This window comes from Longispora fulva, from assembly GCF_015751905.1.
Classification (GTDB): Bacteria; Actinomycetota; Actinomycetes; order Mycobacteriales; family Micromonosporaceae; genus Longispora; species Longispora fulva.
Window position 1 is genome coordinate 6,870,925 of the sequence record NZ_JADOUF010000001.1, and the last position, 14,608, is coordinate 6,885,532.

Sequence of the window (14,608 nt, forward strand, 5' to 3'; positions counted from 1 at the left end):
ACAGGGTGGGCCCTCTTTCCGTGTACCGGCTAGGCCGGCACGCCCGAGACGTTCAGTTCCGCCACTGACGTCCAGGCAGCTCCGTTCACCTCACTCGTGGCCCGCAGCTTGACGTATCTCCCGGTCTTGGCCGTGAAGCACGCCGACTGTTCGGTGCCGGTGTTGGTCCAGGTGCCCGTCGCCACGGCGGAACCCCAGGTGGAGCCGTCGGTGGACACGTACACCTCGTAGCCGGCGATCCGGCCGTTCACGCCGCTCTGCCGGGGGAGCTGGTACAGGCAGCTCACGGCGTAGTTGGCGCCCAGGTTGAGCACGATCTCGTGCGGGGGCGGCGGGGAGCTGGCCGACCATGCGGTGTGCCAGATCGTCGCGGAGTCGCCGTCGAGCACGTTGGTCGCCACGCCGTTCTCGCCGGCCGTCTCCTGGCTGTCGTAGGAGGCGACGGACATCGTGGACTGCGCGATCCGGGACGGCGTGCTCGGTGCTACCCCGATGTTGAGTTCCGCTACGGCGGTCCACGGGTTGCCGCCGACCTCGGAGGTGGCCCGGAGCTTGACGTAGCGGCCGGTCTTCGCCGTGAAGGTCGCCGCCTGCTCGGTGGTGTTGTTGGCGAACGTGCCGGTCTTCACCGCCGTGCCCCAGGTGGTGCCGTCGGTGGAGACGTAGACCTCGTAGTTGGCGATCCGGCCGTTGGCCTGCGACTGGCGGGGCAGGTAGTACAGGTCGGTGACCGGGTAGCTGGCGCCGAGGTCGAGCTGGATTTCGTGCGGCATCGCGGCGACCGGGCTGGACCACTGGGTGTGCCAGATGGTCGACGAGTTGCCGTCGAGCACGTTGGTGCACGGGGCCTGCTCGTTCGTAGTCTCCTGGCTGTCGCAGGACCTCACCGTCATCGCCGACTGGCTGAGCCGGGTGGAGCCGCCGCCGGTGGCCGGGCCGATGTCGTCCACCACGATGTCGTCGACCACCAGGTCGTGTTCGTCCGTGGTGACGGTGCTGACCTTCTGCATCCCGATCCAGGTCTCGCCGGTGGACGAGGCGTCGAACGTCTTCGTGAACGCCGTGCCCGTCCGGGCCTGCGCCAGGTTGTCCGTCGACACCGTGGTGGACCCGTCGCCGACCACGAAGGCGTGGTCCCCGGCGAAGGCGCTCTCGAACTTCAGACTCACCGTGTACCTGCGCCCCGGCGTGAACCGCAGCGTCTGCGGCAGCGTCCGGTAGAGCAGCCCGGTGGACTCCTGGTGGGTCTTCAGCGCGTTGTTGCCGCTGATCACGTCGTCGATCAGCTTCCCGTTCCAGCCGGCCTGGGTGTACGGGGCGTGCAGCTGGGCGACGTGGCTCTGCGGGTCCTTGTCGTGCCCGGGGGCGCTGATGAACGGGCCCCAGCCGCCGTTGGTGTTCTCGAAGTCCTCGACGAAGTAGTGCGTACCCTGCGGGCTACGGGCGGTCTTGAAGATCCGCACGTCGTCGAAGGTCACGGCGGCGGTGCCGGCCGCCGCGCTCAGGGTCAGGGTCGGGGTGCCCCCGGCAGCCACGTCGAAGAGCACCTGCATCTTCTGCATCGTGGTGCCGTACTTGTCGTCCGCGCCGATCGTGTTCGTCGCCGTCGAGGAGGTGGTCCAGTTGGACACCCCGCCGACGTCGAGCGTGGCCTTCCGGCCGCCGGAGGTCGACACGTTCACGCTGGCCGCGTAGGTGCCGGCCGCGAGCCCGGTCAGCGGCTGGGCGACACTGGCCGCACCGGAGCCCATGACGAGCTCGTTCTGCCCCTTGGCGTTGCGCACCACCGACGGCGTGCCCGTGGTGGTCCAGTTGGTCAGCGAACCCGAGTAGAACCGGGGGTCCTTCAGCGCCTGGGTCTCGCCGTACTTCACGTCGGCCTGCACGGGCGCCGCCGTCGGGTACACCACGTAGGCGGTCTTCGCCGTCGCGGTGATGTTCACCTGGCCGGACGTCACGGGCAGGTCCTGGACGAACACCCGGCCGGCGTCGGTGAGCTTGTACAGCTTGACCGTGGTGTTGGAACCCCACGAGGATGGCAGCGACCAGGTGGACGAGCCGCCCGCGTCGTTCCAGTGGTAGAGCTTGGTCTCGCCGCTCTGGTCCCAGGGCAGCAGGTAGTTCTTGCCGACCAGCACCGGGTGGCCATCCTTGCTGATGGTCCGGGTGCCGCCCGACAGGGTCACGTTCACGCCCGAGGTCAGGTCGATCCGGTTCGCGGCCCACTTCTGGATCTGAAAACCCTGCAGGTACTTGGTCGGCAGGTCAGTGCCGAACGTCGTGTTCAGGAACGCGGTGAAGTCGTTCTTGCCCTGCCAGCCCTCGTAAGCCTCCACCTCGGAGCCGCCGAGCATCGAGTCGCGGGCGATCCAGCTGTCCCGCTGGTGGTTACGGATGAACCGGGCCACCTGGGAGTTGACGCCCTTGGTGTCGCCCTGCGCCCCGCCGTAGTTGACGTCGTTGGCCCAGTGGTTCCACAGCGTGCTCTCCTCGAAGGAGTACGGCCACTCGGTACCCATCTGGAAGCCCAGGCCGTTGATCTCGCTCGCGAACTTGTGGCTGTCCCAGCCGTCGTTGTTCCACACGTCCACATAGACGAACTTCAGGCCGGGGGCCGCCGTCCTGAGCTGCTGGAGCCGGGCCAGCCGGTTGCCGGACGTGCCGTCGTCGCGGACCCGGATGCCGTAGGACTGGTCGAGCCAGTTCCAGCCCTTGCTGGCCGGGTCGACGAGGGTGTCGGAGAAGGACTGCGCGACCGGGTAGGCCTCGAAGCCGTTGATGTGCACCCCGAAGTCCGCGTTGTACTGCCCGCCGATCGACGTCAGCGTGTTCAGGTCCGTCGCGCCGCCCTGCCGCGCGCCGACCTGCCCGTAGTCGGGGTGCGCGGAGTCGTGCCCTTCCGAGGCGTACCCCTTGAGCAGCACGAACTGGCCGAGCCCGTCGGTGGCCAGCGCCACCCGCTTCGTCTCGTCCAGGGTCTGCTGGAACGGGTGGGTGGCCTGCGAGGCGAAGTTCATCGGGATCCGCTGCACGACCCGGTCCTTGGTGTCCTCCCAGCCCTGCGGGTTGGTCATGATGTCGCGGAACGCCACGGCGCCGTCCTGCCAGTCGACGACCGAGTCGGCGTTGCGGTCCCCGGTGACGACGATCTTGGCGAACGGCAGCGGGTCGTTGCTGGTCGCCCCCGTCGCGCGGACCAGCCAGTCGCCGCTCCACAGGCCGGCGCGCCGGTAGCCGCCCTTGTCCACGACCTGCTTGTAGATCCGGGCGCTCTCGTTGCCGGTCGGGCCGCCCGCCTGGTCGTACACCGAGTTCGTCGCGATCGAGGCGGCGAGCTGGCCGGTGTTGACGACCGCGTACATCTGGCCCTGCTGGGTGGCGTCGGTGGCCGTCGTCGCGGTCACCGGGGTGAAGGTGTCCCCGGAGGCCGTCGCGGCGTTGCACGTCGACACGGTGTGGGTGGCCAGGTAGACCGGGTGCGCGTTGCACATCCGGGTGGTGGTGACCGCCGCGCCGGTCTGGCTGCTGCGCACCGACACCAGGTTGTGGTTCGGCACCGCGAGGGTCTTGATGGTCGCGGCGGGATCGGTGATTCCGGTCACCCGGAACTCCACCGTCGAGCCGGCCACCGAGATCCGCGCGGCGACCGAGACGCCCGCGCCGAGGTCGAGCGTGTAGTCGACGTGGTCGGCGGCGACGGTACTGGTCACGGTCGGCGTCTTCGCCGTGCCGTTGACGGAGACCTGGGTCAGGGTGTCCTCGTTGCCGTTGAGGACGAAGCCGCTGGCGGTATCGGTGTAGTCGATCACCCGGGGGAAGGCGTTGTCGACCCGGACGGACAGTGCGGTCGACGCGATCGTGACGGGGGTGCCGGCCTGGGCGGCCGAGGCGAGGAAGGGAACGGAGAGCGTCGCGCCGGCTAAGGCTGCCGCGAGAACCAGAGGGGGATGGCCGCGCATGGAGACTCCTGTGTCCGAGCCTGATGAAGTAGGTCGATTTTTAGCGTGTTCAAGCTCACAAGTCAACAAGTTCAAGCAACTTCAATCACCGAACGCGACACGCCGAGCTAATTCCCCCCTGAACACGCCGGAATTGTCCATGATCTGACGATGCGGAAGATTGCGTATTTTGCAGTGTTAACGCTAATCCTCGCGCCGGCCGCCCCCGTCCGTGCCGCCGACTCCCTCGAAGACACCGTCGCGGCCCGGTTGCGGGCGAAACTCACCCTGGAGAGCGACCGTCCGGTTCGCGTCTCTGTCCTGCGCGGCACCCCCGACACCGGCGTCCTCGGCGCGGCCGTCCTGCCCGGCGGGAAGGGCTACCCGGAGGGCTGGCTGTTCCTGCACGCCGGCGGGGAGACCGCCTTCGAGGGCGACCCGGCCTTCGCCGCGCTGGCCGCGAAGGTGAGCGTCCTGTCGGCCGAGGAACACCGGGTGTTCGGCCAGGCCAGGGCGTACACGCCCCCGCAGCCGTCGAAGCATCCGGCCAAGTCCACGGCCGACTACCGCACGGCGCTGCGGCTGCCGTACGCGCTCGGCCAGGCCTGGTCCTACACCGGCGGGCCGCACCCGATGTCCGGCAGCGCCCGCAGCTCGATCGACCTGGCCGGCGGCGACGGCCGGGTGCTCGCCGCCGGCTCCGGGCTCGCCTACACGATGTGCGACTCGAAGAAGGGCTGGCTGCGGGTCGTGCACGACCGGGGCCTGGCCACCGACTACTACCACCTCAGTGGCAACATCGCGGCCAACGGCGACCGGGTGGCCGAGGGCGACTTCCTCGGCGACATCGGCACCGACGTGTCCTGCGGCGGGTCGGCGTCCGGGGCGCACGTGCACTTCTCGCTGCGCAGGGACGGGGCCTACGTGCCCATGGACCACTATGTGTTCGGCAAGTGGGTGATCAGAGCACAGGGCGACCCCTATGACGGGTTCGCCATGCACGGCTCCACCAGGGTCGACATCGACGGCAAGCTGCCCAACTACGGCCCGCTCGGCCTGGACCAGGGCCTCGTCGACACCGACGGCGGCACGGCGCTCAACCGGCGCGCCGGCCCCGGCACCGCCCAGCCGGTCGTCGGCACCGTCGCCGACGGGGAGACGGTCACGATCCAGTGCTCCGCGACGGGTACCGAGCACACGGGGCGTGACGGTTACCGCAGCACCCTGTGGGACAAACTCGCGGACGGCACCTGGGTGAGTGACGTGTACGTCTGGACGGGCACGGGAGAACCGGTCGACGGGACCTGCTGATAACGTCCGATGCTATGGGAAAAAAGGTCACCGTCGTCGGCGCCGGTTTCTACGGATCCACGACCGCGCAGCGGCTCGCTGAGTACAACATCTTCGACACCGTCGTCCTGACGGACATCGTCGAGGGCAAGCCCGAGGGTCTGGCTCTCGACCTCAACCAGTCCCGGTCGATCGAGGGCTTCGAGACCAAGGTCGTCGGCCAGACCACCGGCCTGGACGGCTCCGGCTACGAGGCCATCGCGGGCTCCGACGTCGTCGTGATCACCGCCGGTCTGCCCCGCAAGCCGGGCATGAGCCGGATGGACCTGATCGAGGTCAACGCCAAGATCGTCCGGAGCGTGGCGGAGAACGTCGCCAAGCACGCCCCCGAGGCCGTCATCATCGTCGTCTCCAACCCGCTCGACGAGATGACCGCGCTGACCCAGCTCGCCAGCCAGTTCCCGAAGAACCGGGTCCTCGGCCAGGCCGGCATGCTGGACACGGCCCGGTTCACCCACTTCGTGGCCGAGACCCTCGCGGTCCCGGTCTCCTCCGTGCAGACCCTCACCCTGGGCTCGCACGGCGACACGATGGTGCCGGTGCCGTCGCGCTGCACCGTCAACGGCCAGCCGCTGTCCGAGCTGCTCCCGGCCGAGAAGATCGAGGAGCTCGTCGTGCGCACCCGCAACGGCGGCGCCGAGGTCGTGGCCCTGCTCAAGACCGGCTCGGCGTACTACGCGCCGTCCGCCGCCGCCGCCCGGATGGCCAAGGCCGTCGCCGAGGACTCCGGCGCGGTCATGCCGGTGTGCGCGTGGGTCGACGGCGAGTACGGCATCGAGGGCGTCTACCTGGGCGTCGAGGCCGAGCTGGGCGCGACCGGCGTCCGCAAGGTCGTCGAGACCGCGCTGACCGAGTCGGAGCTGGCCGGGCTCAAGGAGGCCGCCGAGGCGGTCCGTGCGAAGCAGGCGGACGTCGCCGCCCTGTAGCTCCACCAGTCCAGAGAGGGCCCGCAGCCATTCGGCCGCGGGCCCTCCGCCATTCCGGCCCGCCCCTGGTTGCCGGGAGTTAGTCGCGGGTGGCGAACGTGCGGCGGTACGTACTCGGCGGGACGCCCCGGCGGCGGACGAACTGCTCGCGGAGCACGGCCGCGCTGGCGTACCCGACCTGGTGGGCCACCTCGTCCATCGGCAGGTCCGTGCTCTCCAGCAGTTCCTCGGCCCGCCGCAGCCGCTGGCCGATCAACCATGCCCCGGGCGACACCCCGGTCATGGCCCGGAACCTGCGGATGAACGTCCGCCGGCTGAGCAGCGCCCTCCGCGCGAGGTCGTCGACGGACAGGGCCCGGTGCAGCTGCCCGCACGCCCAGTCCAGCACCTCGGCGAGCGGATCGCCCCCGGCCGCCGGCATGGCCACGGCCGCGTACTGCGCCTGGCCGCCCTCCCGGTGCGGTGGCACGACGAGCTCCCGGGCGATCAACGCCGCGACGGCCGCGCCGTGCTCGCGGCGGATCAGGTGCAGGCACATGTCCAGCCCGGCCGCCGCTCCGGCCCCGGTCAGCACCCGGCCCTCGTCGACGTACAACTGGTCGGCCCGGACGTCCACTCCGGGGAACCGCGCCGCCAGCCGGTCGGCGAACCGCCAGTGTGTGGTGGCCCGCCGGCCGTCCAACAGGCCGGCGGTGGCGAGCAGGAACGCCCCGACGCAGTGCCCGGCGACCAGCGCTCCCCGCTCGGCGGCGGCCCGGAACGCTGCCACGGAGCCCGGTGACCACTCCTCGTAGCCGACGCCGGGCAGGGCGAGCACCAGGTCGGCGGACGCCAGCCGGTCGAGGCCGTGCTCGACGAGCACCGTGAGGCCCGGGTCGACGGCCACCGGCCCGGGGGTGTCGGTGCACAGCTGGAACTCGAACTCCGGACCGCCAGCCCGGGGCTGGAACAGCTCCGCGACCAGGGAGAGGCCGAAGGAGATGGTGCCGGGGGGAGCGTAGGCGGCCACAGTGCGCATCGTTGGCATGATAGCCGCGATGGATGGCAATCGTGCCAGTGGCCGTGGCGTACCCATGAAGGAAGGATCTTGGGTATGACCGACGCACCACGCGGCACCACCGCGAACTTCTGGATCCTGACCACCGGCTACACCCTGTCCACCGGGCCGGGCGTGGCCGCCACCGTGTCCTATGTGGCCGACGGCGACCGGCGGATCATCATCGACCCGGGCATGGTGGCCGACCGGTCCCGGATCCTCGACCCGCTCGCGGCCCTCGGCGTCGGCCCGGACGACATCACCGACGTGGTCCTGAGCCACCACCACCCGGACAACACCGTCAACGCCGGGCTGTTCAGCGGCGCCCGGATGCACGACCACCACGCGATCTACCACGGCGACCAGTGGATCGACCGGCCCGCCGAGGGCTACGAACTGACGGACTCGGTCCGGCTGATCGCCACCCCCGGGCACAGCCCGGAGGACATCACGGTACTGGTCGGCACGCCCGACGGCGTGGTCGCGTTCGTCGGGGACCTGTGGTGGCGGCCGAACGGCCCGGCCGACGACCCGGTGGCACCGGACCGGGCGTTGCTGCGGGCCAACCGGGAGCGGGTGCTGAGGGTCGCGGACCGGATCGTGCCGGGTCACGGCCCGGCCTTCGTCCCCGACGACACGACGGCCCGCTAGCCCGGCCCGGCCCAACGCCGCGCCAGCAGGCCCGGCCGCGAGCCAGCCCCGCTCGGCCCGCCGCTAGCCCGCCACCCGCCGCGCCGCCTCGGTGACGAACTCCCGCAGCTCCCGCTGCCCCGACTCCGTCGCACTCTCCCCACCCGTGACCAGCCCTGCCAGGGTCGGCACCGCGTGCGGCCAGGCCGCGAGCCCGATCAGCACGAGCATCATCCGCCCCGGATCCACCCCGGGCGGGGTGCCCAGCACCCGGGACAGTAGCGCCCGCCGCCCCTCGTAGAACTCGCCCCGGCGGGCGGCGTCGTGCACCTCGCCGCCGGGCGGGGTCTGGAGGGCCTCCCAGAGCAGGATGCGCAGCAGGTGCGGGTGTTCCCGGTGGAAGTCGAAGCATTTGCCGACGTACGCGCCGGCGTCCTCGCCCGGCAGGGGCAGGGTCGCGGCCCCGATCTCCTCGATGGCCTCGGCCAGCACGAGTTCGTAGAGCCTGTCCTTGTTGCCGAAGTTGGCGTAGATCCGCTCCTTGTTGCAGCCGGCCTCGGAGGCGATCCGGTCGATCCGCGCGCCGGCCAGGCCGTGGGCGGCGAACTCGGCCCGGGCTGCGGCCAGCAGACTCTCGCGGGTGTTCTTGGGAGGCATGGCTCACACGATACCCCATTGCCAACCAACTAGTTGGTTGGTTACGTTCAGCTCATGACCCAAGTGGCTCCTCCCCGGCCGGCAACGGCAGCCCCCACCGCCCCCTTCGGCCGCACCCTCGCGGCACTCGCCGTCGCCGGCGTCTTCGCCGCCGGCCAGCTCTACGTCGCCATCCCGCTCGTGCCGGCCATGGCCAGAACCTGGCAGGTCAGCCCCGGCTCCGCGACCGGAGCGGTCACGGCGTTCGGGCTGGCCTACGCCGTCGGCTTCCTGGTGTTCGGCCCGTTGTCCGACCGGTTCGGCCGGCGCAGGGTGCTGGTCGCCGGCCTGCTGGCCACGGCGGTCACCACGCTGGCCGTCGCGTTCGCCGGCAGCGTCGAGGCCGGCTACCCGCTGCGCATCCTCCAGGGCTTCACGACGGCCGCGTTCCCGCCGGTCGCGATGGCGTACCTCGGCGAGCGGATCACCCCCGCCCGGCGTGGCATCGCGATCGCGAGCCTGGCGGCCGCGTTCATCGCGGCCAGCAGCATCGCCCAGCTCGCCGGCCAGGCGGCCACGGCCGCGCTGGGCTGGCAGTGGGTGTTCGTCGGCGGCGCGGTCGCGTTGCTGCTGGTCGCGGCCCTGGTGCGCGTGACCCTGCTGCCCGACCCGACGCGGACCACCGCTGGCCCGTCCCCGCTGGCCGCCCTGAAGCGGCTGGCCAAGGACAGGACCCTGATCCTGCTGTACCTGCTCGCCGTCACCCCGCTCGCCGGGTTCGTCGCGATCTACACGGCGGTGCAGCTGTCCGGCCGGTTCTCCGGGCAGGAGATGTCACTGCTGCGGGCCGGCGCGCTGCCCGCGATCGTGGCGATCCCGTTCGCGGCCCGCTGGCTGGGCCGGATCCCCTCGGTGCGCCGATTCGGGTACCTGATGACGGTCGCGGGCCTGTCCGCCGGCCTACTGGCCCTGACGAAGCCCGGCGCGCTCGGCATCGGACTGGTGATGCTGGCCTTCGTGTTCGCGATCGGTACCGCGGCCCCGGCCCTGGTCGAGGCGATCGGCGCCCGGGCGGCCGAGGTACGCGGCGCCGCCGTCTCGGTGTTCACGGCCTTCCTCTTCCTCGGCGCGAGCGCGGGCGCGGCGATGGCCGGGGCGTTCGGTCCGGGCGGGTTCGGCACCGTGACGGTCGTGGTGACCGGGATCAGCCTGCTGGCCGGCGCGCTCGGACTGCTGACCGCCCGCAGGGTGTGAGTGTCATCCGTCACCCCGCCTGCCGGGGCCCCGCCGCTGGCAGTACGCTCGTACTGTTAAAGGCCACGCATAGACGAGGAGTGCGCCGACGATGGCGAAGATCAAGGTAACGAACCCGGTCGTCGAGCTCGACGGCGACGAGATGACCCGCATCATCTGGAAGCAGATCAAGGAAACCCTGATCCTGCCCTACCTCGACGTGGACCTCGAGTACTACGACCTGGGCATCGAGCACCGCGACGCCACCGACGACCAGGTCACGGTCGACGCCGCCAACGCGATCCTCCGGCACGGCGTCGGCGTCAAGTGCGCCACCATCACCCCCGACGAGGCCCGCGTCGAGGAGTTCGGCCTGAAGAAGATGTGGCGCTCCCCGAACGGGACGATCCGCAACATCCTCGGCGGCGTCGTCTTCCGCGAGCCCATCATCATGAGCAACGTGCCGCGCCTCGTGCCCGGCTGGACCAAGCCGATCGTCATTGGCCGTCACGCGCACGGTGACCAGTACAAGGCCACCGACTTCGTGGTCCCCGGCCCGGGCACCCTGACCCTGACCTACACCCCGGCCGACGGTTCCGCCCCGGTCGAGCACGTCGTCACGGAGTTCCCGGCCGGCGGCATCGCCATGGGCATGTACAACTACGACGACTCGATCCGCGACTTCGCCCGCGCGTCGTTCCGCTACGGCCTGGACCGCAACTACCCGGTCTACCTCTCCACGAAGAACACGATCCTGAAGGCCTACGACGGCCGGTTCAAGGACCTGTTCCAGGAGATCTTCGACGCCGAGTTCAAGGCCGACTTCGACGCCGCCGGCATCACCTACGAGCACCGGCTGATCGACGACATGGTCGCCGCCGCGCTGAAGTGGGAGGGCGGCTACGTCTGGGCCTGCAAGAACTACGACGGCGACGTCCAGTCCGACACCGTGGCCCAGGGCTTCGGCTCGCTCGGCCTGATGACCTCCGTGCTCCTGTCGCCCGACGGCAAGACCGTCGAGGCCGAGGCCGCCCACGGCACCGTCACCCGGCACTACCGCGCCTGGCAGCGGGGCGAGAAGACGTCGACCAACCCGATCGCGTCGATCTACGCCTGGACCCAGGGCCTGGCCCACCGTGGCAAGCTCGACGGCACCCCGGCCGTCACCGAGTTCGCCAAGACGCTGGAGCAGGTCTGCGTCGAGACCGTCGAGGGTGGTCAGATGACCAAGGACCTCGCGCTGCTCATCTCGAAGGACGCCCCGTGGCTGACCACGGACGAGTTCCTCGAGGCCCTCGCCACCAACCTGGCGAAGAAGCTCGGCTGAGTCCCACCTGAGCAGGGGGCCGGTGCGCTGAGGCGCGCAGGCCCCCTTTTTCAGATCAAGACCACTTTTTAGTTACGCCGCGCACATCACCCGACGCGCAACGGCCCTCCGCCGGGCCGCAGCGGTCGTCGATCTCCGCTAGATTCAACCGGCCCCGCCCCGCGCCGCCCCCTCGGAGACCCGATGACCGCCCCCACGCCGCCGTCCCCGCAGACCCCGCCGCAGCAGACTCCGCAGGAGCCCTTTCCTTCCGGCGACTTCACCACTCCGCAGCATCCGCCCCGGTTCACGCCACCGCCGGTGGTCGCCCAGCAGATCCGGAAGAACCGCCGGAAGACCCTGATCGGCGTCGCCGTCCTGGTGGTCACCGTGATCGGGTTCTACGTGATGCAGGTCCTCACCGGGGCCCCGGACCTGGCCAAGGTCGGCCAGTGCGCCACAGGACACAGCACCGACGGCCGCGACTTCAAGACGGTCGACTGCGCGGACCCGGCGGCCGAGTGGCGGATCGTCGGCAAGGTGAAATACAACTACGGAATCCCGGCGGACCAGATCTGTAAGGACTTCCCGACGGCGGAGAACACCTACGAGAAGACCGGTCGCAACAGCTACACGCTCTGCCTGGAGCCGCTCAAGAAGTAGTGGATCGCCGATCGCAGGGTCCGCGACGCCGTACCCGTCGGTTGATCGGTCCTGGTAGGACTGTGGGATGGAAACTTCGGGGCAGGGCGAGTTGCGGATGCCGGGGATCAGGGTCGCCATCGGCATCGGGCTCGGGATCGGTGTCCTTCTCGTCGGGGGCCTGGCGTTCGGCTCCTGGGCCGTCGCAGGCTACCCCGCGCTCAGGCGGGACCCGGAGGTCACCGCCGGCACCCTCTTCGAGCTGCTCAAACTCGTCTTCGCCGTGGTGGCCGGGGTGGGCGGCGTGGTCGCCCTGGTCGTCGCGTACCGCAAACAGAGGGTCGCCGAGGCCGCCGACCAGCGCGACGCGCTCGCCTCGGGGCGCGACGGTGTCCGGCTGTTCAACGAGCGGTTCGCCAAGGCGTCCGAGCAGCTCGGCTCGGACAAGGCCGCCGTCCGGCTCTCCGGGGTGTACGCCATGGCCGGGCTCGCCGACGACTGGCCGGCCGGGCGGCAGACGTGCGTCGACGTGCTGTGCGCGTACATCCGGATGCCCTATGCCACGCCGCTCGACGACGATCATCCCGACGGGGAGGACGACCGAGCCGCGTGGGTGAAGCAGCAGCACTGGGCGCGCGGGGAGCGGCAGGTCCGGCACACCGTGATCCGGGTGATCGCCGAACACCTGCGTGAGCGCGCCCGGGTGTCCTGGCGGGGCCACGACTTCGACTTCACCGAGGCGGTGTTCGACGGCGGCGAGCTGCACCGGGTGGTGTTCGCCGCCGGGCGGGTCAGCTTCCGGGGCGCGCGGTTCGTCGCCGGGCGGACGACGTTCGTGGGCAGCCGGTTCGACGGCGCGAACGTGGACTTCACCGGGGCCACGGTGTCCGGGGGCAAGGTGGCGATGAACGACGCCGTGTTCGCGGCCGGCCGGGTGGCGTTCCCGACGGCGGACTTCTCCGGTGGCGTGCTGCACTTCGGCAAGGCGGTGTTCGACGGGGCCGAGGTCATTTTCAACGGCGCGACGTTCGGGGCCGGCGAGGTGAACTTCGACGGCGCGGAGTTCCGGTCCGGGGTGGTGCGGTTCGAACGGGCGGTGTTCGCGACGCCGCTGGATCTGGGCGCGGCGACGGTCACCGGCACGGAGTTCCACGGCCTGCCGGCTGCTCCGAAGAAGTAATGGCTGGCGGAGGCTATGCAGAACTAGGAATAGCTATATAGAGTACGGTCATGGCTACGCTCAGGATGACGACGCCACGACTGTTGGCGCTACGCGCGCTGCTGGATGACCCCGACCGCGAGTGGTATGGACTGGAGCTCGCGACCCACGCCGGCCTTGAGCCGGGCACCATCTACCCGATCCTCGTCGCCTTCGAGAACTGCGGGTGGCTGCGCAGCCGTGAGGACGAGATCGACCCCCGGCTGGAGGGCCGCCCCCGCCGGAGGTACTACACGCTGACACCCGACGGGGCCGTCGGTGCCCGGGACGCGGTGGCCGGCGCCGACCGGCGGCGCAGCCGCACACTGAACCGGAAGCTCGCGTGGTGACCGCCTCGGCGGCCGGCGCGCACCGGTTGCCGGGTGCCGCGCGGTTCGTCGTCGGTCTGCTGTGCACCGCGCTGCCCGCGCACTTCCGGGCCCGCCAGCGCGCGGAGTGGACCGCCGACCTGATGCAGATCACCGGTCCGGCCCGGTGGCGGTACCTGTTCGGCGCCGCCTGGACCCTGCCGGCCCTGCGCCTCCTCGCCCGGCGGGCGCGGACCGACGGGTCGGGCATCGTGGCCCCGGCCGGGCCGCTGGTGGCGCTGACCGCGCGGACTCTCCTGGTCGGCCTCGGCTGGGCGGTGCTGTGCTGGGTGGTGATGCTGCCGGGTCGGTACCTGGTCCTGGACATCCCGGCCCGGATGGCGTCCGGTGCCCAGTTCGACCCGAAGTGGGTGTGGCCGATGTCTGACATGCCAGCCCTGCTGCCCGCCCAGATCGCGCTCTACTGGGGCGGGATGGCCGCCTCGATGGACTTCCCGTTCGTCTTCGGCCTCACGCTGATCGCGCTCGTGGTCATCGCCCTCGAACGGGGCCTGCCGTGGCGGGAACGCTTGTGGGTGGCCGCGCCCCGGATGGCGGTCGTCGCCTTCGCCGGGATCGTGATGACCGTCGCCGACGCGTTCCTGGCCATGGTCGTCGGGTTGGGCGTCGGCCTGGGGCTCGCCGCGCTCGTGGCGCTCTGGCTCGGATCGGCGGGGCACGGGTTGTCGACCGGCCGCCGGGTCGGACTCCGGGTGCTGGGGTTGGCGGCGCTCGCGGTGCTGATCGTGAACCAGACGGTCGGGCACGCCGTGGTGGTGTGGTTCATGGACTGACCGGCCGCGCGCCGGGCCTGGCTACCATTCGGACGGTGACGATCCTGTTGATCAGTGGGAGCCTGCGCGCCGGTTCCACGAACGCCGCCGTGCTCGCCACCGCGCACGACCTCGACCCGTACACGGTCGTCTACCCCGGACTGGCCAGCCTGCCGCACTTCAACCCGGATGACGACCGGCACCCGTTGCCCCGGCCCGTGTACGAGCTCCGCACGGCCATCAACGTGTCGGAGGCCGTGCTGTTCTGCACCCCGGAGTACGCCGGTGGCCTGCCCGGTTCGTTCAAGAACCTGTTGGACTGGACCGTGGGCGGGATGGAGATCAACGACAAGCCGTGCGGCTGGATCAACGCCTCGCACCGGGGCGCGGCCGGGGCGCACGACGCGTTGCGGACCGTGCTCGGCTACACGGGGGCGGACGTCGTGGCGGCGGCGTGCGGGCACGTGCCGGTGACCCAGGCCGATGTGGACCCGGACGGCGTGATTCGGGTGCCGGCGGTCCGGGACCGGGTGGCGCGGGTGGTGCGGGCGATGCGGCAGTACCTGAGCTGA

General features: G+C 70.8%; 13 protein-coding genes. 10 read left to right on the forward strand and 3 right to left on the reverse strand.

The genetic code is table 11. The annotated features are described in order from the left end of the window. Positions 1–29: 29 nt before the first annotated feature. Positions 30–3,959 carry an endo-alpha-N-acetylgalactosaminidase family protein gene (locus tag IW245_RS31570; RefSeq protein ID WP_197006766.1) on the reverse strand — a complete coding sequence of 1,310 codons (3,930 nt, stop codon included), beginning with the start codon at positions 3,957–3,959 and terminating at the stop codon, positions 30–32. Positions 3,960–4,133: 174 nt separating this feature from the next. Here IW245_RS31570 and IW245_RS42440 point away from each other — a divergent pair, with 174 nt between their 5' ends. Both IW245_RS42440 and mdh read left to right on the forward strand, forming a co-directional pair. Continuing rightward, on the forward strand, positions 4,134–5,249 hold the full coding sequence (locus tag IW245_RS42440; RefSeq protein ID WP_197006767.1) for a peptidoglycan DD-metalloendopeptidase family protein: 1,116 nt from the start codon (positions 4,134–4,136) through the stop codon (positions 5,247–5,249). A gap of 14 nt (positions 5,250–5,263) precedes the next feature. Then, on the forward strand, positions 5,264–6,214 hold the full coding sequence (gene mdh / locus IW245_RS31580; protein WP_197006768.1) for a malate dehydrogenase: 951 nt from the start codon (positions 5,264–5,266) through the stop codon (positions 6,212–6,214). A 79-nt stretch (positions 6,215–6,293) separates the two neighbouring features. On the opposite strand, the gene IW245_RS31585 is transcribed toward mdh, so the two are convergent. After that, positions 6,294–7,232 carry a GlxA family transcriptional regulator gene (locus IW245_RS31585; protein ID WP_197006769.1) on the reverse strand — a complete coding sequence of 313 codons (939 nt, stop codon included), beginning with the start codon at positions 7,230–7,232 and terminating at the stop codon, positions 6,294–6,296. Positions 7,233–7,307: 75 nt separating this feature from the next. Between IW245_RS31585 and IW245_RS31590 the strand changes: the two genes are divergently transcribed. Further along, positions 7,308–7,901, forward strand: a complete 594-nt coding sequence (locus IW245_RS31590; protein WP_197006770.1) for an MBL fold metallo-hydrolase — start codon at positions 7,308–7,310, stop codon at positions 7,899–7,901. A gap of 63 nt (positions 7,902–7,964) precedes the next feature. On the opposite strand, the gene IW245_RS31595 is transcribed toward IW245_RS31590, so the two are convergent. Then, positions 7,965–8,537, reverse strand: coding sequence for a TetR family transcriptional regulator (locus IW245_RS31595; protein ID WP_197006771.1), 573 nt, complete (start codon positions 8,535–8,537; stop codon positions 7,965–7,967). Between the two features lie 54 nt (positions 8,538–8,591). On the opposite strand from IW245_RS31595, the gene IW245_RS31600 reads away from it, so the two are divergent. The 7 genes from IW245_RS31600 (at position 8,592) to IW245_RS31630 (ending at position 14,608) form a co-directional block, all read left to right on the forward strand. After that, positions 8,592–9,770 carry an MFS transporter gene (locus tag IW245_RS31600; RefSeq protein ID WP_197006772.1) on the forward strand — a complete coding sequence of 393 codons (1,179 nt, stop codon included), beginning with the start codon at positions 8,592–8,594 and terminating at the stop codon, positions 9,768–9,770. A gap of 91 nt (positions 9,771–9,861) precedes the next feature. Continuing rightward, complete coding sequence (locus IW245_RS31605; RefSeq protein ID WP_197006773.1) at positions 9,862–11,076, forward strand: NADP-dependent isocitrate dehydrogenase; 1,215 nt, start codon at positions 9,862–9,864, stop codon at positions 11,074–11,076. A 183-nt stretch (positions 11,077–11,259) separates the two neighbouring features. Then, positions 11,260–11,718 carry an LppU/SCO3897 family protein gene (locus IW245_RS31610; protein ID WP_197006774.1) on the forward strand — a complete coding sequence of 153 codons (459 nt, stop codon included), beginning with the start codon at positions 11,260–11,262 and terminating at the stop codon, positions 11,716–11,718. Positions 11,719–11,785: 67 nt separating this feature from the next. After that, entirely contained in the window at positions 11,786–12,877 is a 1,092-nt protein-coding gene (locus tag IW245_RS31615; RefSeq protein ID WP_197006775.1) for a hypothetical protein, read from the forward strand. A 50-nt stretch (positions 12,878–12,927) separates the two neighbouring features. Next, the gene (locus tag IW245_RS31620) at positions 12,928–13,245 is read left to right on the forward strand and encodes a PadR family transcriptional regulator (RefSeq protein WP_231399000.1); all 318 of its coding nucleotides are present in this window, start codon (positions 12,928–12,930) and stop codon (positions 13,243–13,245) included. Then, a complete protein-coding gene (locus IW245_RS31625) occupies positions 13,242–14,057 on the forward strand; it encodes a hypothetical protein (protein ID WP_197006776.1) in 816 nt (271 codons plus the stop codon). Before IW245_RS31620 ends, IW245_RS31625 begins: the two co-directional genes overlap by 4 nt. 35 nt (positions 14,058–14,092) lie before the next feature. Continuing rightward, the gene (locus IW245_RS31630; protein ID WP_197006777.1) at positions 14,093–14,608 is read left to right on the forward strand and encodes an NADPH-dependent FMN reductase; all 516 of its coding nucleotides are present in this window, start codon (positions 14,093–14,095) and stop codon (positions 14,606–14,608) included.